The sequence below is a fragment of the Ancylobacter sonchi genome (assembly GCF_018390695.1).
Taxonomy (GTDB): Bacteria; Pseudomonadota; Alphaproteobacteria; order Rhizobiales; family Xanthobacteraceae; genus Ancylobacter; species Ancylobacter sonchi.
Genome location: NZ_JAHBGF010000010.1, coordinates 395913 through 416149, shown reverse-complemented (window position 1 = coordinate 416149; position 20237 = coordinate 395913). Strand labels below are relative to the sequence as shown.

The window sequence follows — 20237 nt, the reverse complement described above, 5'->3', positions numbered from 1 at the left end:
CCATCCTGAGCCACGGCTAGTGCCTCGCCCGGTATTGCTGGAGCTTGCGATAGAGCGTGCTGCGCGAGATCCCCAGCCGATCGGCGGCGATCGATGTGTTGCCACCCGAGGCGACGAGCGTACGCTCGATCAGCCGGCGCTCGGCATCGTCGATGCGTGCGATCTCTTCGCCGCTGTCGGCCGTCCCGGCCGGACTGCCGCCCGAATAGTGCAGGCGCTGCACGTCCTCGACAAAATCTTCCGGCAGATCGTCAAGGTCTACAGTACGACCGACCGTCATCAGCGACATCGACTCGACCAGGTTGCGTAACTCCCGGACATTCCCTGGCCAATCATAGCGTTCGAGCAGATCGAGCACCGCCGGCTGGAAATGCAGCGGTTCGGTGCCCTGTGCCTCGGCCACCTGCCGGTTGAAATGGTGGATCAGCAGGCCGATGTCGCCATGGCGGTTGCGCAGCGGGGGAACAGTGATCTTCACCGCGCCGATGCGGAAATAGAGGTCCTTGCGGAACCGCCCCTCCGCCGCCTCGATCTTAAGGTTGCGGTTGGTCGAGGCAACGAGCCGCACATTGATCGGCCGTGGCCGGGCCTCGCCGATGCGGTAGACGGCGTTCTCCTCGAGGATGCGCAACAGATAGGGCTGGAGTTCGAGCGGCATCTCGCCGATTTCGTCGAGGCTGAGCACGCCGCTGTCGGCGATCTCGAAGCGCCCGGCGCGCCCTTCGCGCGTGGCCCCGGTGAAGGCACCGGGGGCGTGGCCGAACAATTCCCCGCCCAGCAGTTCCTTAGAGACCGCGCCGCAATTGAAGGTAACCAGGGGCTCCTTGCCCGTTGTCAGTCCGGCCGCGTGGATGAGCTTGGCGAACAGTTCCTTGCCGACGCCCGTCTCTCCCTCCAGCAGGACGGCGCTCTGGCCCCGCGCGGCGCGCTCGGCCCGCTCGATCGCCTCGATGAGCACCGCGCTCTCGCCGATAATGGCCTCTCGGGCCTCCTTCAACGCCATGAGCGCCACGCTCGTGCCGGCCCGGACCGCGGGGGATGGGTGTCCCGTCGGCCCGAGCAGCAGCACGGCACCGGAGAAGGCTCCGGCATGCATCAGCGGCTCGATGCGCTGGCTGCCGATTCCGGGAATGTCCGTGATGTTGTCCGACCAGTTGTCGCCCTTGAAATCCGCCAGTTTCTCGCCGAGCCGCAGTTCGTTGCCGGGATTGGCATGGCGCCAGCGCGCCACTGCGGCATCGCTGTGATGGATCACCCGTCCCTGGCGGTCGAGGATGACGAAGCCGTCGCCGCGTCCGCCGCCCTGCAGCCGGGACAGGCACAGTTCGAGCAGTTGCATGCGCTCGACCCGCATCTGGTCGGCGAGGGCCAGCTCTATGTGGCTCGCCGCCATCATGCCGAGCGCGATGTTATGGCGATGGAAGATGTCCTGCGGACCGGAGAAATCCACAACGCCGATGACGCTGCCGTCGAGCGGATTGCGGATCGGCGCGCCGATGCAGGTCCAGGACTTCACGCCTTCGCAGAAATGCTCGGCGGCGCGCACATAGACCGGCTTGCCGGTCGTCAGTGCCGTGCCGATGCCGTTGGTGCCGGTGACGGTTTCGCCCCAGTTGGCACCGATCTCCAGACGGATGTCGTGGGCGGCATCGATGATATGGGGATCGCCGGCGGTTTCGATGATGACGCCGCGCTGGTCGGTGACGACGACCATGGTCGCGGTCTCGCCGAGGATGTCGGCGAGACGTTCGAAGGTCTGGCCCGCCGCCTGCAGCAGGCCGCCATTGTGCCGGCGCAACCCATCCACCTCGTCGGCGGAGACGATGAGGTCACTGCCGCGACCGCGCGGGTCGACGCCGGAGACGGCGCTGCGCTGCCACGATCGCTCGATGACGCTGCGAACCAGGCCGCCCGGCGCGACCGACCGGCCCCGGCCCAGAAAATTCTCCCACGCCTTCATCGTCGCTGAGGCGTCGTAGGATGCGGCTTCCACGGCGTGGTCCGCCGCCTCCCCGTCCTCTTCCGCGCGAGAAGGAACTGGTGTCGAACTGCGCTCAAGGGGCGGCTTGATCATATGCGCTTCCGTCTGCATCCCAGTGTCCCGTAACCGCGCTCGTACCGGCATCTGCGCACGAGGACCGAAGGTTCCGTCGGGTGCGCCCGCTCAGGCCTCGCGGGGCCCGGCGAAACCGAGGCGAGCTGCAAGTTCCTGCTTGAATGGCTCGTCCACCTCGTCCTCGCGGAGCAGGCATCCATCGAGCTCAGCCAGGGCCTCCAGCACCTCGTCCGCCGCTGGATCGAAGAAGCCGTTGGCGCGCGTGGCGAGGCAGAACACCCGGCCCTGCGGGCGGCGTCGGATCTCGCCGAGGAACAGCACCTGCCGGTTGGTTTCCTCATCAACCACAACGACACGGTTGTTCAGGCTGATGCGGACATAGGGACGCGTCGACACACTCCGCCCCGTCGAGACGTAACCGATGAAACTCTTTCGATCGAATTCGGCGATGGGTGTATTGGACGTTCGGGCCTTCTTGAGGTCTTGCCAACGGCCACCCGATATCTGATTGGCAAGACGATCAATCGTCCCCCAATTTTTCTCGATCATCTTCTTAGCAGCGACGTCCTCCTTTCGAGGCTCGTCGCTCTTGGTGAAGATATACACCAAATCACCCTCCCATTTATTTTTAAGCAAGTACCAGATCCCGGAATTCTTGGCGTTTGGGGTCTGTTTCGCTTCGTTTATGTCGTTTTTTATCACGCTTCCAATCAAGCGTCACTCGACGAAGCCTCCCGATGGGCCCGAGCCGATCGGGAGGCCGTCCGTCATGCCGGCACAGGCGCATGCCGTGTAACGCCCATTCGGAAAAGCGCTCCGGCAAGAACGGCTCCGACACAGGGCGCGACGAAGTAGAGCCACACCTGCGACATCGCCGAATTCCCGGCAAACAACGCGGGGCCAAGCGAGCGCGCCGGGTTCACCGAGGCTCCCGAGACCGCTATGCCCGCAAGGTGGATGGCGACCAGGGTGAGGCCGATGACGAGCCCCGCATAGATGGCCGACGCGCCCTGCTGCGTCGCGCCGAGAATTACCGTGAGGAAGAGGAAGGTCGCCGTGGCCTCGAAGATGAAGGCCGACAGCATGCCGTACTTCGTCCAGCCGTTCTGCGCGAATCCGTTGGCCGCCGCATCGAAACCGCCGATACGGCCCGAGGCGATGACATAGAGCACCGTCGCCGCGACGATGCCTCCAAGGAACTGGGCGATGACATAGCCGAGGAAATCGTTCATCGGCAGCCGACCCGCCACCACCGCACCGAGACTGACAGCCGGATTGAGATGGGCGCCGGAGATCGGTCCGATCGCATAGGCCATGGCCACCACCGACAGGCCGAACGCAAAGGCAACGCCGAGCAGGCCCACCTCGTCGCGCATGAAAATGATGGTGGCGCAGCCGAAGAACACCAGTGTAAAGGTGCCGATGAACTCGGCGATATACTTCCGCATAGTCGTTTCCTTTGATGTCGCTGCCGCCGGCCTTCGCCAGAACGAGGCCGGAGCGATGTCAATGCGTGGGGTTCCCCGTCTCGTCGGGAGGACGGCCCGCCGGACGAACGGACGCCGCCGGCGGGATGTCATAATCATGCGCGGCCGAGCCTTTCGGCGCCGCCGCCGAGGGCAGGACCGGCGGTCGGGTCGACATAGTCGGTGACGTCGGCAACCAGCGTGTTGGTGGTAAGGACCAGCGTGGCGACCGAGGCGGCGTTGCGCAGCGCGGTGTAGGTCACGCGCACCGGGTCGACGATGCCGGCGGCGATCATGTCCGTCATCTCTCCGGTGGCGGCATCGAAGCCGATGCCGTCCGGCGCCGCTATCAGCTTGCCAACGATGGTATCGGGGTCGTAGCCGGCATTGCGGGCGATGAAGGCCGCCGGGCGGGCCAGCGTCTCGCGAACCAGCCGTATGCCTTCGCCGACATCCCCGTTGAGGTTACCGAGCCGTGCCGCAACGATCGGCGCGCATTGCAGCAGCGCCGTGCCGCCACCGGCGACGATCCCCTCCTCCGCGGCCGCGCGCGTCGCGCTGAGTGCGTCGTCAATGAGCTGGATGGTGCGCTTCTGCTCCACCGGCGTCACGCCGCCGGCATAGATCACCGCCGTCCCGCCGGAGAGCTTGGCGAGGCGCTCCTTCAGCTTGTCCTGTTCGATGTTTGGCGGAGCGAGTTCGTGCTGGCGGGCGACCTGCGCCCGGCGGGCCGCGACCTCCTCGGCGTTTCCGCCGCCACGGACAATGACGGTCTCGCGGCCGCTGGCGCGCACCTGGCGGGCGGTTCCGAGATCGTCGAGCGTGACATTCTCCAGCCGGCCGCCGAGATCGCGCGCGATGACCTTGCCGCCGGTGATGATGGCGAGATCGTCCATCATCGCCTTGCGCCAGTGGCCGTAATCGGGCGGATTGACCACCAGCACCTTGCCGCGATTGCCGTCTCCCAGCAGGGTGACGACCACATCCGGCGCGATTTCCTCGGCGATGATGACGAGCGTGCGTCCGGTTTCCGCCACCGCTTTGCGGATGCCGGCGATTTCCTGCGGCGTGCGAATCTTGAGATCGGTGAGCAGGATGTAGGGCTCGTCGAGCACCACTTCCATCTTCTCGACGTCGGTCACCATGTGGTGGGAGATGTAGCCACGGTCGAAGGACATGCCCTCCACGACATCGAGCGTGGTTTCAATCGTCAGTCCGTAATCGGAGGACACGATACCGTCGACGCCGACCCGGTGCAGCGCCTCCGCCACCAGATTGCCCAGGTGCGGATTGGTGGCCGCGATGGTCGCCACCGCCTCGAGCATGGAACGCTCGGAGGCCGGGCGTGCGCGGCCCTTCAGCGTCTCCACCACGAGATCGACGGCGGTGTCGATTCCACGGCACAGATCGACGGGTTTGGCGCCCCGCTCCAGTGCCGCGACGCCGTTCTGGATGAGACCGTTGGCCAGCACCATGGCGGTGGTGGTGCCATCGCCGGCGACCTCGTTGGTTTGCATCGAGACCTCGCGCACCACTTGCGCGCCCATGTTCTCGAAGCGGTCGGGCAGTTCGATCTCCGACGCGATGGTCACGCCGTCACGCGAGACGATGGGCGTGCCGATCGGCCTGTCGACCATGGCGTTCATGCCTTTGGGGCCGAGCGTCGCCTCTACCGCTGCCGCCAGCTTGCCAACGCCGCGGGCGAGAGCGCGTCTCGCCTCGCCATCATGCAGGATCATCTTTGCCATGGCTGTTTCCTCGTCATCTTGTTTGCTTGTTCGGGTCGAGTTCGGAACGGGGCGTCGTCGCCTCGTTCACATGGCGAGCGGCGCGCCGGCGGCTCTCGCGGCCGGTGCGACACCGGTGGGGTGAAGGGCGCAGCCGCCGCAGCATTCCTTGGACGCTCCAGCACCGCCGCAGGCGTGGCGGGGCGGCACGGTCGCTTCGCGCGGTCCCTCGTCGTAACGCGCATCGAGAAGCCCGCGGCACAGCGCGCCATTGGCTTCCATGTTGATGCGCACCGCGCGCAGCGCACGCAGATGCACCGGCAGGCTGGCGACCGGGATGGCCTCGCCGTCGAGGCTGACGACGGCGAGATCGGATGGCCGGGTGGCGAGACCGCGCGCAAGCAGGACCTCGCGGTAACGCGGCTTCTGGCGGGCGCCCTCGGGGTCGGTGATGACGGCGCAATCCAGCGTCGCGAGATCCATGGTCACGATGGCCTCGTCCGACCAGCCCGCCCGCCTGAGGCCGAGGATGACTGCCTCCTGCCGTCGCTGGAACGCCTTGCGCAGGAAGGTGTCGCGCAGGCCCTCCAGCGTGCCGCCGACCTCGAAGTCACGGAACGCATCGGCGAAGGAGAGGCCGAGACGCGTGCCGCGATTGACCTCGTCGGCAACCATGTGGTCCTCGAGCCGGGGATGCACGTCCCGCGCCCAGGGCAGCCTGCGCACCGCCTGCCCGATATCGTCCGCCATCAGGAAAGCGAAGTTCGGGGAACACCAATAGGTCGGCAGGCGGAAGGCGACATCCACGCGGCCGTCCGCGCCGATGGCAATGTCTTCCACGAAACCGAGGTCGACGATCGACTCGTCGAGTTCAGGGTCCATGACGCCGACGAGTTGGTTCCATATGGCGGCGATGCGCGCATCGCCGCCGATCTGTGGGATAGCGGGGCGGCGCATGGCCCTACTCCGCCGCGACCGCGAGCGAGGCGTTCTTCAGCTTCGCTTTCTGCGCCTCGACATCGACATTGTAGAGCCGGGCCGCATTGAGGCCGAGGATCTTGCGCTTGGCTTCCCGGGTGAGGTCGACGCCATGTTCCTGCTTGATGTCTTCCGGGATCTCGAAGTTCCAGAACTTCTCGACCAGCCAGCGCGGCGTCCAGATCGCGTAGTCGCTGCCGAACAGGATCTTGTCCTCACCGACCCAGAACAGCAGTTCGCTGATCACCTCGGCGAAATAGCGCGGGCGGGAATGGATGAAGGGCAGCGCGACGGCGAGACCGCCATAGACATTGGTCTCCTGCACCGCGATCCAGCAGAAATCGTCGAGCCGGGGCAGGCCGCAATGCTCGATGATGAAGTTCAGGCCCTGGAAATCGGTCGCCGCATGGTCGACGTCGTGGACGTCGAACGCATCCTTATCGAGCGGGATGATGGTCGGTCCCTTGTGGACATGGACATTGGTGATGCCGAGCTTCTGGCACAGCTCCAGGCAGCGATAGGCGCTGGGATCGGTGAGTTTCCAGCCCCGTGAGTCACCCTTCCACTCCGCCGTGTAGAGCTTCACGCCCTTGATGTTGTAGTTTTCCTTCATGAAGTGGATGTATTCGAGCGCCTTCTCGCCGTCGCGCGGGTCGAACGCCCCGTTGACGATGTAGCGTTCCGGATAGGCCTTCGCCATTTCGAGGTTGCGCTCGATGGTGTTGAACCCACCCTTGTAGAATTCGGTGAGATAGGTCGACTGAACGATCGCCATGTCGTCGGGGCCGTCGACGAACAGGTCGTTGTACATCTTGTCGGCGCTGTACTTCTCGAACTGCTCCTTGGTCCACAGCTTGTCCTTGGGACTCAAGGCGGTATGGTAGGCATAGAAGCAGTCGATGAACTGCTTGCCATGAATGTTGGCCTGGTTTTCCGGGCTACCGTCCCAGAAATGCGTGTGGCCATCGATGATGAAGATGTCCTCACCGTCCGGCGTCCTGAACATGAACTCCCTCCACTGAAAGAATGATGTGAGCGCGTGGCGTCGCGACTGATGTGCGAGCATGCCGTGCCCCGGGAAAGGCGGGCCCTCCCCGGGGCCGACCTTCCTCGATCACTCGATGTATTGACGGATCTCATCCATGTCGCCGAACAGCGTCACGGTGTTGTCGTCGATGCGGATCATGCGTCCATAATGCGTGGACGTGTTGACCTCGAAGATCTCGGCCGTCATTTCCTTGCCGAGGATCTCGCTGATCTCGTCCATCTTGAAGACGAGCTTGCCCTCGCCGTCGATGCGGATCAGCGCCGGCTGGTAGGTGATGGTGACTTTGGGCTTCTGCCCCATGAACTCGGCGATGGCACGTGCCTCGACGCTGTCGTTCATGGTGACACCACACTGGTGCGAGATCGTCTGGTCGAAGACGAGATCGCCCATCTTCTGGAAGATGTTCTGGTTGGTGGCCGACCGGGACATTACAGACATAGGCGTCACTCCTTGGGCAGTTCGAGGCCGAGCTCACCCAGGATCTTCCCGATGCGCTCGACCGACTGCGTGCGCGCGTCGGAATACTGGACAGGCTTGGAATGCGGCTGCGACCAGATCGGCTGCAGCCCCGCCGACGCCTTGTTGGCGAGGGCGACATGCTTGTGCAGCCAGCTCTGGAACAGGCGCTTGTTGTGGGCGCCGTGCTCAGAGTCGTGCGCCAGCAGGTGGAACAGGTCGATGGCGTTGGCAAGGTTGCGCTCATAGTCGGCTTCTGCCGCCGAGATCACCGGCGGGGTGATGAAGTCGCCATTCGGCGAGGCCGCCTGCATGAGGAAGCCGGAGCGGAACAGTTCGCCGACCAGCGGCTCGAACACGATATTGATGGCGAAGTACTGCTCGAGATAGTCCGGCGAGCCCATGATGGACTCGACCGCCTCTCGCGTGCCCTGCCAGGTACCGTCCTCAAGCCAGGCGCGCTTGCCTGCCTCGTCGTCGAAATTGCCGATGTCCATGCCGATTTCGGCGAGGTAGAGCGTGATGTCCTGAGCGAGGCGCAGCTTGTATGACGAGTTGGTCAGCGTCGCGTTGTTGATCATCTGCGTATAGCCGTAGCGCTGCGCCTGCATCAGCGAGGTGCCGAGGCCGAACTCGACGTGCTTCCACGCACCGAGATGGTTCTGCAGCACCTTCACCCATGCCTTGTCGAAGTGCCGCGGCGCACCCGACTTGCGGCCATTGGCGATGACCGCCTGCACCATCGCCTCGATCTTGGACTGGCGCTGGTAGTGGGTGCGCTCCCACTCCTGGTCCGGGGCACGGAACAGGTGCCAGTTGGAGCTGAGTGCAGCCGTATTGTCCTTGGAGTAGGCGCCGCGCCCGTTCGGAAACGAGATGATCCAGTCCTGCAACAGGTAGCGCTCGGGATCAGGCTGGACATCGACGGTGACATCTTCGTAATGGGTCGCGCGCTTGCCGCGCGGCTCGAAGTAGCGGTACTTCCGGCTGTCGGAATCGGCGAAGACGGCCGAACCTGCAGCCCCCGACTTGACCGGCGCCGTTTGCGTGGCTGTCATGGAGGTCCTCCCAAATTATCGTTGTCTGGTGAATGCTTGTGGTGATGGCGATCAGGCGTGGGCCATTTGCCCCGTGGAGCTTGAGGCCGGCGTGAACTTGTCGAAGTAGATTCGTTCGGTCGGCACGTCGTTCATCTGTAGGACCGGCACGAGAGCCTCGATCATCGGCTCTGGGCCGCAGGCATAGACGTCGACGTCCTCGCCGAGATCTAGCCGTCGCAGATGGGTGTTCAGTACCTCGTGGATGAAGCCGCGCTCGCCGGTCCAGCCGTCCTCGTCGCCGGCGCCCGAAAGCGCGGGGATGAAGTGGAAGCGTGGATTCTCGGCCGCAAGCAGCGCGAACCTGTCAAGGTAGAACAGGTCCTTTGCGGTGCGTGCACCGTAGAAGAAGTGGACCTCCCGGTTCTCGCCGCTCTCCAGATGGTCGTGAAGGATCGACCACAACGGCGACATGCCGGAGCCGCCGCCTACTAGAATTAGAGCTCCTCCCTTGTCTTCCCGTCGGAAACAGGTGCCGAAGGGGCCTCGGACGGTGAGCTCGGTTCCAGGGCGGAGCTCTCCATCGAGGCGGGAGGAGAACTTCCCGTTGGGGTATTTCTTGATGATGAAGGCGAGTTCTTTGCCCTCGACCGGCGTATTTGCCATGGAAAACGAGCGCGTAATCGCCTCTGGCCCCGGGAGCGTGATGTCGACATATTGGCCCGCCCAGAATTTGAGAGGCTGATCGAGCACGATCTCCAGGCGCCGTATGTCGTGGGTCAGTTCGACGACCCGCGTCACCTGCGCGCCCAAGGTTCGGACGGGTATCGATTTCGAAAGGATCTCCTCGTCGAAGTTGAGCAGATCGACCTCGATGTCCGAATAGGCCAGGGTCCGGCATAGCAGGACGTGGTTCTGGTCCCTCTCCATCTCGTTCAGCGCGAACGTGGAATAGGGCTTCAGTTCGACTTCGCCCTCGTTCAGCACGCATTTGCAGGCCGCGCACCGCCCCTCCTTGCAGCCATGCGGCAGGGCAATCCCCTGTCGGAAGGCGGCGTCGAGGACGGTTTCCCCTTCTTCGACCTCGAATTCGACGCCGACCGGATTCAAGCGGACGGTATAGACGTCGCCCATCGTGCGACCTCCCCGTTATGTTCTGGAGCACCTCGGTCGATGCGGGACCGGCGAAGCCGGTCCCGCGCGACGCTCAGTTGCAGGGATTGATGGTGAAGCCGGCGCGGTAGTCGGCGAGATGCTTCTCGCGCTGCGCTTCGTTCATCTCGCGCAGGGTGATAAGCGGGCTCTTGATGGTGTGACCGCGCACGTCGTCGAGGGTCCACATCTCCTTCTCCTCGAAGCGCAGATGCGGTTGCGGCACGAGGGTCTTGCCGTCGGTGCGCACGAAGCCGAGATCCTGGATCGCATCCGCCAGATCCCAGTCGTGGTAGCAGCTCTCCCATTCGCGCCGACCGCTGAAGCGGCCCATCGCCGGGGTGGGGCGGCCCTGGTATTCACCGGCAAAGGCTTCCACCGCGGTCCAGCGGTCGAGTTCGTGGGCGAAGGTGTGCAGCTTGCCGTCGATCGTGTCGGTCACGATATCCTCGCGTATCACGCAGGGCACCATCGAACTCCAGCACCGATGTGGGTAAACGTAGCCAGTATCGGCATTGAAGGTGACGTTGGTCTGGCCGCGATGCGAGAGCTTGGCGTACCACTTCCAGTATTCGCCGAACTGGGCGTACCAACCCGGATATTTATGCTCGAACCACTCGAAGTCCTTGTCGGTCTGGGCCTCGATGCGCCAGAAATTCAGCGGCCAGCCGACCGAGAAAAACTGCGCGATCTTGTGGACATAGTGCTTCTCGGTGATGCGCTTCCACGCCGTCTGCACATCGTCGTGATGGATCTTGATGCCGTATTTTTCCAGCGGCAGCATGTAGGTGCGGTAGTAATCCTCGAAGATCCAGCGATGCCACATCTCCGCGTAAGACTCCTTGTTCTTGTCGCGGTTGGTGGTGCCGTATTCGATGAAGGTACCGATGGCGGCGTCGACGATGGCGTGGTTCTGCCAGAAGGCGTAGCGCATGTCGCGCTCGAGCAGGAGGTGGTTCTCCGGCTCCTTCAGCATCGACATCAGCATCGAGTGGCCGTTGCCGACGTGCCGGCTTTCATCCGATTGCACGGACAGGAACACGGTCGGCAGGGCATAGTCTCCGTTCCGCGCCGCTTCCGAAGGCATGGCGACGAACAGCGTGTTGGTGAACGCCGTCTCGGCCACCACGGTCAGATAGACATTGGCGGAGGTGATGGCGTCGCCGGTGATGAAACCTTCACCGAACTGGCGGCCGATGGTGGTGGCGTAGCACTTGCCGAACGCCTCCTCAGTGATATCGAACCCTGCCGGGTCGACATAGTTCTCCATGTACCACTTCTTCAGGTTCATCTGGATCGTCGAGTGCCGGAACTCGTCGACCATCTGCATGGTGAAGCCGGTGCGAAGGTCCTCGCCGGGCGCGAGGCGGCCGACCATCGCCATGGAGCGGGCCGCCGAGATTTCCGGGAACGGGATGATGGCGAGGAACAGCTTCATCCATTCCACCCAGCGCGGCTCGACATTGCGGAACATGTCGCCGCGCAGCGCCGCGTCGAGCGCGCCATAGACCCGGTTATCCTTTTCTTCCTGCATCGGGAAGTAGGAGCGAAGCACCTGCTTCATCGGGTCCTTGGGCGCCTTGGTGATCTTGTAGTCGGTCGGGAAGGTCATCGCCTCCTGCACATAGGAGGGGTTCCACCCGAGGTCGGCTATCTTCTTCGCGGCATCGGCAACGGAGATGCCCTTCTGCGCGGTAATCTTGTTCAGGGTCAGTGTACTTGTCATGTTTGCCATCCTGCTCTTGGTGCGAAGTCCACGGTCAATTTCCTCCCGTTCGGCGCGGATAGCGGTTTGCGCTGCCCGCCGGCCGGGTTTCGGGCATGAGCAGGCCCTCGCCCGTCGCGCATGCGGCGAGCGTCGAAGGCCCGGGCAAAGGTGCAAGTCACCGGGGTGGCTGTTGGCGTAACGGGTGCGGGACGGCGATCCTGATCTGACCGCCCCGTGCCCCACCGAACCGGCTCATCGCCGTGTCGGCAGCCTCCCCGGACTTCTTCCCTTCGTTCTTGTCGTGGCCTGCCCCGTGGGACATGTCAGCATTGTTCTAATATTAATGTAGCAATCGCCGTGCCAATTCGCCGCAATAGGTATTTCAACGACTTCGTAACGGCGCCACATGCTTCCATTCGCGGAATTTAGTTGTTTTGCGAATCGAGTATCGGCACGTGTTTCATTTTGCGAAAATGCTGCGGCGCAGAATAATAGGTAATTCTTGCTTACGTAGACGGTATTTATGCTGCGACGCATGGAAGTTCGTCTCTGGAATACAAGATACGTGCCCGAGCCCATCAGGGTACGAGCACGGCCCGGCCGTGAATCTTGCCCGCATTGAGGTCATGCAGGGCACGGTTCGCGTCCGCGAGCTTGTATTCCGCCGTTGCGAGCTCAACGAGCCCGCGATCGGCCAGCGCCATCAGTTCGGTGAGCTCGGCCCAGGTGCCAACCAAATTGCCGATGATGTTGCGCTCGGAGATGATCAGGTCGACCGTCGGGATCTGGATGTCCTCGCCATAGCCGACAATGTAGTAGCTGCCCATGGGGCGGGTCATGGAAAGCCCCTTGGCGGTGGTGCCCCTCTCGCCCACAAAGTCGATCACGGCCTCCGCGCCGACGCCGCCGGTCAGTGCCAGCACGGCCTCGACCTCGTTGCCATCGGCTTTCACCGTATGGTCGGCGCCGCTCTTGCTCGCCAGCGCCAGCGAAGCGTCCGACTTGTCGACCACGATCACGTCGGCGGCGCACATGGCTTTCAGACACTGAATACCGATATGGCCCAGACCGCCGGCGCCGATGACGACGCAGCTTTCGCCAGGGAGCAGGTGCCGGGTGGCCTTTTTAACCGCGCGATAGGCTGTGAGGCCGGCATCGGCATAGGGAGCCACCTCCTTCGGCGCCAGTAGACGCGGCAGTGGCACGATGTTCCGTTCCGACGTGCAGATGAACTCGGCATAGCCGCCGTCGCAATCGAGACCGGGAAACTTGCCGGGTCCATGCATGTCGAATCCGCGACGGCAGGCGAGGCAGGTGCCGCCGGTTATCTTCGGGTGCACAATCACCGGATCGCCCTTCTTCAGGCCCTCGACCTCCTTGCCGACCTCCTCGATCCAGCCGGCATTCTCATGGCCCATGATGAGAGGCAGAAGCTGGTTGCCATTCGGATCCATATGCGGCTTCCACACCCCCTCGATGATATGGAGGTCTGTGCGGCACACGCCGGCTCCGCCGATGCGGACGATGACGTCGGTGGATTTCACGATCTTCGGATCGGGCACGTTCTCCTCCGCGACCCAGAGGTCGGTGGAAAGACTCGTGTCATAGGACTTCAGCACCTGCGCCTTCATGGCGTCCTCCCTTTTTTCGGCACCGGATCGCGGCGCCGCCGGAAGGCCAATCGCAGCAATCGTGCCACGCGCTATTCGTTCATTTACTCAACATCTTACTGCAACTGCGAAGATTATCCGGCGTACATCGCCTGAACAGCGCATGTCGGACACTGTCCAGTTTCTGGATATTGCCTTCCATCTGTTTTGCGCCGAACCTGCGTGAAAACGAGAAGAACATATGGAGGATGCGCCTATGCCGTCCCTCTCTCGCCCGCCACAGTCCAATGGGGCGCGCGTGCCCAGCGACGTGCTCTCGCCGGTAATCGCCCGCAGCTGGCAGCGGTGCATTGCCGGCGGGCTCGACCCGACGCGGCGGCCGGACGACATGGTCATTCCCTTTGCCGAGGTCGGCGTCCGACGCGAGGAGCAGTCGCTGCTGCGCCGCCTCGCGCTCGTGCAGATGCAGCTTCTTCACGAACAGATAGCCGGCTCGAATTTCATGATCGCCTTCGCTGATGCCGGTGGGGTGGTTCTGGATACTTTGAGCGATCCGCATTTCGCCGACAGCGAGGCAGGACGCTCGATCGTGCCGGGCAGCGTGTGGCTTGAGAGCGGGCGCGGCACCAATGCGCTGGGCCTTGCCCTCGCCGAGCAGGCCCCGATCTCGATCTATGGGCGTGAACACTTCTTCGCATGTCACGGCCACCTCAGTTGTGTGGCGGCGCCCATCTTCGATCCGGCAGACCGGCTGGTCGGGCTGCTCGACGCGTCGAGTTCCAACGAAGCGCGCCAGCAACATACGCACGCGTTGGTGCGCATGGCGGCGGCGGCGGTCGAGAACGGGCTGATCGTCAACGGCAGGCCCGATGCGCTGCTTCTCGCCCTGCATCCACGCGCGGAATATCTCGACACCCTGTCGGCCGGCCTGGTGGCACTGTCGCCGGAGGGCGAGGTGCTCTCGGTCAACCGCAGAGCGCGGGCGCTGCTCGCCGGACTGGATACCAATCCCGGCCAAGCCTTCGGCGCGGTGTTCGAGCCTGGTTTCGGCAGCGTGGTCGACATGTTGCGCCGTGATGGCATCGCCCGCATCCGCGACCGCGTTGGCAGCATGCTCTATGTCGCGTGCCGGCGCTTCGCCCCGCCGCCGCCGCTCGCAAGCCCGGCACCGACGGCGTATCGTCTGCCGGCGCAGGCCTCGACGCCTGCCTTGGATTTCGTCTGCGAGGATCCGCTTCTGCTGCGGCGAACGCGCGGTCTGGCGGCCGCTACCGGCGATCGCCTCGCCATTCACATCTATGGAGAGACCGGCACCGGCAAGGAGCTGATGGCACGCCATATCCATGCGCTCAGTGGCCGAGGCGGGGAGCTCGTTGCCATCAATTGCGGCGCCGTGCCGGAATCGCTGTTCATCGCCGAACTGTTCGGCCATGAGCGGGGCGCCTTCACCAACGCGCGCAACGAGGGCACGCCGGGCCTTATCCGTCTGGCCGACCGTGGAACGCTGTTTCTCGACGAGGTCGGCGACATCCCGCTCGCCGCGCAGACGGCGCTGCTACGCTTCCTCGATACCATGGAGGCGCGCTCGCTCGGTGGTGCCAAGACCATGAAGCTCGATGTGCAGATCGTGTCCGCCACCAATCGCGACCTGGCCGCTGCCGTCGCCGCACACCAGTTTCGCGCCGATCTCTATTATCGACTGAACGGACTCTCCATTGAAATCCCGCCGCTGCGCGAACGCAGCGACTTTGATGCGATCGTCCGTCATCTCCTGGCCCGGCATGCGCCGGGCGCCTCGATAGACGATGTCGTTCTGGAGCGCCTGCGCCGGCGGCCATGGCCGGGCAACATACGCGAGTTGCAGTCCTGGCTGCGGCGCGCGTTGATCGAAGCCGACGCTGAAAACATCAGCGATTTCGCTTGCGACGACGCGGTTTCTGCCACCGCGCAGACGTGCGCGCATTGTTCACGCAGCCCTTTGGACCGCACCAGATGCCGTCGCATCAGGGAGACCTATACGGCGACCGGCGGCAACATCCAGGCCACGGCGCGCCAGCTTGGGATCTCTCGTACCACCGTCTACAAACACATCGGCGACTGACGCCGACCTTGGCTTTCTCCCGGCGGCGGTAGCCGCAGTCAGAGTCTCTTGTTGGCAGGCCATCCCGAGGCAGTTTTTGGAGTACGCGTTTGTGGCAGCAGGCTCTCTGGAGCTCCTCGTAAGGAGGATGCCATGCGCGACAATCGATAGACCCGCCTGCAGCACGAAGCTTGGAACACGGGCCGGATCGTCGGCGCCACGCCTCCACTGGCTCAACACGACACCTGCACTCGCAGAGCCGGACGCACAGGCGGTAGGGGCAATGGTTGCCGATCGATATGCTGCCTATATGCGGGCGGCGACGGGACCGGCGACCGCGATGAAGCGGCTCTTCTTGACCTCCTGCTGCCGTGTAGCGAGTTCAACGAGGTTAAGGCGTGGGACCATGCGCGCGTCTATCACGAACCAAGTCTCCGATATCCTACGGCCTGAGAGTGAGTCCTGCGTTTTATCGATCCGCCCCCATGCGTTGATCACCAGAAGCCGACATTCGCCACAAGGGCCGGCAATGTCCGCCTCCCGGTAAGTCGCCAATGTCGGCTGTTGGGGCGACCCAGCTCCTTACGCCCTCGCCCGCGCGGAATAGCGCGGTAAGATCGCGCCATGGGATTCGGCGTTTTCATCCATCGTACCGATTCGATCTATGACGACAGTCCGGCAGAGCGGTACCAGTTCCCTCGGCAGTATCTCAGCCGCGTGGAGGCATGCGTCGGCGATTGGATCGTCTATTACGAGCCGCGGAAAGTGGCGGACACGCGCGGCTATTTCGCTATCGCCAAGGTGAAGCGCGTCGTGTCCGATATGACAGCGCCGGGCATGTTCCTCGCGCTGATCGAGCCCGGCAGCTATCTCGATTTTGCCTGCCCTGTGCCATTCAGCGAAGGCGACGGCGTTATCGAGCGCGGCGTCCTGAACGAGGATGGGCGGATCTCCGGCCGTGCCCAAGCCGCGGTTCGACCGCTCTCCCCGGGTGATTTCGACCGCATCGTCGCGCGTGGCCTCGATGACCGCGCGCCGCTGCTTCCGCGCACGGATGCGGATTTGCCTCCGAACGGATTCAACGAAGAACAGGCCCCTTTTGCGTTCGAGGAGATCCGGGAGCGTGTCAGCTATCTGTTGTCACGGATCGTCCGGGATCGCGTCTTCCGACGCATCGTACTGCGCGCCTATGACGAGCGCTGCGCCATCAGCGGGTTGAAGCTCATCAATGGCGGCGGGCGGGCCGAGGTAGCGGCGGCCCACATTCAGCCCGTTCAGTCAAACGGCCCGGATATCGTCAGCAACGGACTGGCTCTGTCAGGTACGGCGCACTGGATGTTCGACCGCGGGCTAATCAGCCTGTCGGATGATCTCGACGTGCTGATCTCCCGGCACGCCAACGATCCCGATGGTGTGCGTGCTTTCATCAACCGAAGCGGACGGGCCATTGCCCCGCAACGGGCGTTCGAGCGTCCGCATCCGCACTTCCTGCGTTGGCATCGGGAGCATTGCTTCAAGCAGTGAAGCCGACTCATTCGTGCCGGTGCAACTGCATCGAGCCCACGACATCCCTGCGGATGCGCCGCAATTCCGGCCAGGGAAACTGCCGCCCCTCGGCGCCATCGGCCCCGACGGCGATCAGCACGTGGAGCTTCCGGAGAGGCCGCGCAGAGGGGTGGCGTCCGCTGCACAGATGCGCGCCGCGTCCGAGCCGATAACCGCGACGGAGCCACCTTCGGGACCCTCCTCCCACCGAAGGACGCCGCGACCGTGATGGCCGACCGCCTTGCCGACCGGCGTGAAGCGGAAGGTCGGGCCGAACTGCCCGAGGAGTCGGTCAGCAACTTCCGAGATGGCCGCGCGTCCGTTCACGACGGCGGCAGGCTCGTACATCACCGGATCGGCGACGAAGAGTTCATCGATGGCCTTCGCGCGCTTGGCAGCATCGCGTTCATTGAAGACGCGCTCGATATCGGAGCGCTGCAGATGATCGTAGTCGGGTTCGGTCGTGGACATGGAAGCATTCCTCTGCGGGTAGAGGAGATCAGTCGATCTTGACGAGATCCAGTGCCGACAGCGGCCACCGGGGAACAGCACCGGCCGGCTGCCGACTGCGAGCCGGCTGAGATCGACGCCGTAGGAGCCGAGCGGGTCCATCAGCGCACCTATCCGCCCTTCGTGCGGGCATCGTCGCTGAATAGAACAGGACGCGCCGGCTCGCCGTCATGTGTCGGATCACCTGGGACGAGCGCCGGCTGAACGTGGTTGAACGCCTGCGGGGACGCGGCCAGGGTCTGGAGGTCTGCTGAGCGCATCGCCGCAGGGCTACCCCGGTAACGGCGGCCTGTGCCGCCGCTCCGCTTGCTCGTCGCCGCCGGTCGTCAGATCTGCGTCATGCCGCCATCGACGAAGAGTTCGGCACCGTTGATGAAGCTCGCGGCATCAGAGGCGAGGAACAGGACGGCTTGCGCGACGTCCTCCGGCTTGCCGACCCGACCGGCAGGAATGTTGGCGACCATGCCGGCCTTCACGCCGTCCGCCTGAGCACCCCCGCCGAACAGTTCGTTGAGGCCGGCCGTCTCGATCACGCCCGGGCTGACGACGTTCACTCGGATGTGGCGCTCCTTGAGGTCAAGGATCCAGTTCCGTGCGAAGTTACGCACCGCCGCCTTGGTGGCGCTGTAGACGCTGAACGCCGGATTGCCGGTCGAGCCGGTGACCGAGCCGGTCAGCACGATCGCGCCGCCATCGCGCAGCAGCGGCAAGGCCTTCTGCACCGTGAACAGCACGCCTTTCACATTGGTCGCGAAGATCTCGTCGAAATGCGCTTCGTCAATGGCACCGAGCGGAGCGAAACTGCCGCCGCCGGCATTTGCGAACAGGACGTCGATCTGCGCGTGCTGCTGCTGGACCGCATCGTAGAGCAGGTCAATGTCGGAGAGCTTCGACATGTCCGCGCGCACGCCGGTTACCCGACCGCCGATCGCCTTCACCGCTGCGTCGAGCGCCTCCTGCCGGCGGCCGGTGATGAACACCGACGCGCCGTCGGTCGCGAAGGCCTGCGCGGTTGCGAGGCCGATGCCACTGGTGCCGCCGGTGACCACGACGACCTTGTTGCTGAACTGAGCCATTGTTCGTCTCCTTGACTGTCTGGCGAGATCGTCTCGCACATGCAACAGAGATGAACCTGGAACGCTGGTGCGGATAGTCGGCGCTTGCGCCACACTGCGTTCCATGAATGGAACGATGGTGAGTGAATATGGCGGGCGATCTCAACGACTATGCCTTCTTCGCCGAAGTGGTGCGGCACGGAGGCTTTGCAGCGGCGGGCCGGGCGCTCCGGGTGCCCAAATCTCGCCTCAGCCGCCGGATCGCCGGGCTCGAAGCCCAACTTGGCGTTCGCCTGATCGAGCGGTCCTCCCGGCGCTTCCGCGTGACCGAGATCGGCGAGACCTTCTACGCACGCTGCCGGGCCATGCTCGAGGAGGCAGAGCAGGCCAACGCGCTGATCATCCAGGCCCAGAATGAGCCGCAGGGCCGCGTTCGCTTCAGCTGCCCCCATGGCATGGTCGCGGTGCTGTCTCCGGGCCTACCCAGATTCCTGTCCCGTTTTCCCAAAGTGCGGCTGCAGATGATCGCAACCGATCAGCCGGTCGATCTGATCGCCGAGCGTATCGATGTCGCTCTTCGCGTCCGGGTGGACATCACGACCGACGCGTCGCTCACTATGCGCACTCTGGGTCGGTCACGACGCATCCTCGTCGCGAGCCCGGCGCTGGCGAACCAGATGCAGGAAGGCATTGGCGCATTGGCGGGCCTGCCGACACTGGGCTCTTCCGATGAACCGGGGGAGATCGCCTGGGATCTCGAAGGGCCGCAGGGCACGCGTGTCAGCCACCGGCACGAACCGCGCCTGACATGCGGTGATTTCGCAGCGCTTCGCGACGCCGCGGCGGCCGGGCTGGGAGTGGCGCTCATCCCCGACCACATCTGCCGCGACGATCTCGCCAGCGGGCGCCTTACGCGTGTCTTCCCCGGATGGGGTGGGCAGAACGGCCTCGTGCACATCGTCTTCACCACACGGCGAGGATTGCCGCCCGCCGTGCGTGCTTTCATCGATCATCTCGCCAAGGTGTTCGGCGCCTTGAAGCTCGAGGAGTGATCGCTTCTGCCCCTCGCCTTAAGCACAATGTGCGAGTGCAGAAGCTGAAAGCACGCCGGAAGCGGATATCGGCACCGCTCCCATAAGCGGACACGCGCATCACGCCATCGGTGGTCAGGCTTCCACCTCGGTCCTTGATGAATTGCCCTTGACAAGGGCGGGGCCGGTTGGCCGTCCGGTCGGCGAGCCGCCTGCGGGCCCAGCGTCACATGGATTGGCCATGATGGCCGGCAGTCCCCCCTCCGTCAGATCGATGCTATGCATCACCTCGAAAAGGCTGGTACCGGGCCGCAATCACGATCCTACGGTGTTCACACCTGCAGCAACTTGCCCTCGGGCGCGTTCAGTGCCTCCAGCGTCACCAACTCGGTGCGGTCGTCGCGGAACGCGTGGATCAGAGTGAGTGGACACTTCCTGTCGGATATCATTCTCGCCGCCAGGAGCGGTGGACGGACGATGTCTCGGGTCCACACCGCAAAGCGCTTGCCACAGCGAGGTAGTCGTTCGCCATCGTGGTGAGCCTCCGCCATGCGCCATGCGGGACGAAGGTCCCACAGCGTGGCGAAGCGGCCCTGCCGCGTCGCTAAGGCGTTGGGCGTGGGTGGCGGAGTCGAGCTGTCGCAAGGCCGGCAATATTGGTTTCGCTTCACTGCCACACCGTCTCGGTTGGCGGCTTGGGCGCGACTGTCAGGTCGATCTCGATCAGGTTCCGCCGCCGCCACACCTACACGCGAACCGCTAAATCGGGATCGCTGCC

Annotated in this window: 16 protein-coding genes; 3 read left to right on the top strand and 13 right to left on the bottom strand. The window is 64.0% G+C overall.

Annotated features, from left to right (window positions below; translation table 11 throughout):
• Window positions 1-16 precede the first annotated feature (16 nt).
• From KHC28_RS03400 to KHC28_RS03350, 11 genes are all read right to left on the bottom strand, one after another.
• Complete coding sequence (locus KHC28_RS03400; RefSeq protein ID WP_312893062.1) at window positions 17-1993, bottom strand: sigma-54-dependent Fis family transcriptional regulator; 1977 nt, start codon at window positions 1991-1993, stop codon at window positions 17-19.
• A gap of 171 nt (window positions 1994-2164) precedes the next feature.
• Complete coding sequence (locus KHC28_RS03395; RefSeq protein ID WP_214006906.1) at window positions 2165-2662, bottom strand: hypothetical protein; 498 nt, start codon at window positions 2660-2662, stop codon at window positions 2165-2167.
• Between the two features lie 161 nt (window positions 2663-2823).
• Window positions 2824-3504 (bottom strand): aquaporin, encoded by a 681-nt coding sequence (locus tag KHC28_RS03390; protein ID WP_214006905.1) that lies wholly within the window; start codon window positions 3502-3504, stop codon window positions 2824-2826.
• Between the two features lie 134 nt (window positions 3505-3638).
• Complete coding sequence (locus KHC28_RS03385) at window positions 3639-5270, bottom strand: molecular chaperone GroEL (protein ID WP_214006904.1); 1632 nt, start codon at window positions 5268-5270, stop codon at window positions 3639-3641.
• A 66-nt stretch (window positions 5271-5336) separates the two neighbouring features.
• Window positions 5337-6206 (bottom strand): metal-sulfur cluster assembly factor, encoded by an 870-nt coding sequence (locus KHC28_RS03380; RefSeq protein ID WP_214006903.1) that lies wholly within the window; start codon window positions 6204-6206, stop codon window positions 5337-5339.
• A 4-nt stretch (window positions 6207-6210) separates the two neighbouring features.
• Window positions 6211-7233 (bottom strand): amidohydrolase family protein, encoded by a 1023-nt coding sequence (locus KHC28_RS03375; RefSeq protein WP_214006902.1) that lies wholly within the window; start codon window positions 7231-7233, stop codon window positions 6211-6213.
• A 108-nt stretch (window positions 7234-7341) separates the two neighbouring features.
• Window positions 7342-7713: an MmoB/DmpM family protein gene (locus KHC28_RS03370; RefSeq protein WP_214006901.1), complete on the bottom strand. Its 372-nt coding sequence runs from the start codon at window positions 7711-7713 to the stop codon at window positions 7342-7344.
• 5 nt (window positions 7714-7718) lie between these two features.
• Window positions 7719-8789: an aromatic/alkene monooxygenase hydroxylase subunit beta gene (locus KHC28_RS03365; protein WP_214006900.1), complete on the bottom strand. Its 1071-nt coding sequence runs from the start codon at window positions 8787-8789 to the stop codon at window positions 7719-7721.
• A gap of 51 nt (window positions 8790-8840) precedes the next feature.
• Window positions 8841-9902, bottom strand: coding sequence for a 2Fe-2S iron-sulfur cluster-binding protein (locus KHC28_RS03360; RefSeq protein WP_214006899.1), 1062 nt, complete (start codon window positions 9900-9902; stop codon window positions 8841-8843).
• Between the two features lie 73 nt (window positions 9903-9975).
• Complete coding sequence (locus KHC28_RS03355; RefSeq protein WP_214006898.1) at window positions 9976-11646, bottom strand: aromatic/alkene/methane monooxygenase hydroxylase/oxygenase subunit alpha; 1671 nt, start codon at window positions 11644-11646, stop codon at window positions 9976-9978.
• Between the two features lie 560 nt (window positions 11647-12206).
• Window positions 12207-13259, bottom strand: coding sequence for an NAD(P)-dependent alcohol dehydrogenase (locus KHC28_RS03350; protein ID WP_214006897.1), 1053 nt, complete (start codon window positions 13257-13259; stop codon window positions 12207-12209).
• A gap of 220 nt (window positions 13260-13479) precedes the next feature.
• Here KHC28_RS03350 and KHC28_RS03345 point away from each other — a divergent pair, with 220 nt between their 5' ends.
• Complete coding sequence (locus tag KHC28_RS03345) at window positions 13480-15339, top strand: sigma-54-dependent Fis family transcriptional regulator (protein ID WP_512699544.1); 1860 nt, start codon at window positions 13480-13482, stop codon at window positions 15337-15339.
• 603 nt (window positions 15340-15942) lie between these two features.
• A complete protein-coding gene (locus KHC28_RS03340) occupies window positions 15943-16842 on the top strand; it encodes an HNH endonuclease (protein WP_214006895.1) in 900 nt (299 codons plus the stop codon).
• A gap of 114 nt (window positions 16843-16956) precedes the next feature.
• Here KHC28_RS03340 and KHC28_RS03335 read toward each other — a convergent pair whose 3' ends face one another.
• Both KHC28_RS03335 and KHC28_RS03330 read right to left on the bottom strand, forming a co-directional pair.
• Entirely contained in the window at window positions 16957-17475 is a 519-nt protein-coding gene (locus KHC28_RS03335; RefSeq protein ID WP_312893060.1) for a hypothetical protein, read from the bottom strand.
• 224 nt (window positions 17476-17699) lie between these two features.
• Window positions 17700-18449, bottom strand: coding sequence for an SDR family NAD(P)-dependent oxidoreductase (locus KHC28_RS03330; RefSeq protein ID WP_214006941.1), 750 nt, complete (start codon window positions 18447-18449; stop codon window positions 17700-17702).
• 128 nt (window positions 18450-18577) lie between these two features.
• Here KHC28_RS03330 and KHC28_RS03325 point away from each other — a divergent pair, with 128 nt between their 5' ends.
• The gene (locus tag KHC28_RS03325) at window positions 18578-19480 is read left to right on the top strand and encodes a LysR substrate-binding domain-containing protein (RefSeq protein WP_214006894.1); all 903 of its coding nucleotides are present in this window, start codon (window positions 18578-18580) and stop codon (window positions 19478-19480) included.
• Window positions 19481-20237 lie beyond the last annotated feature (757 nt).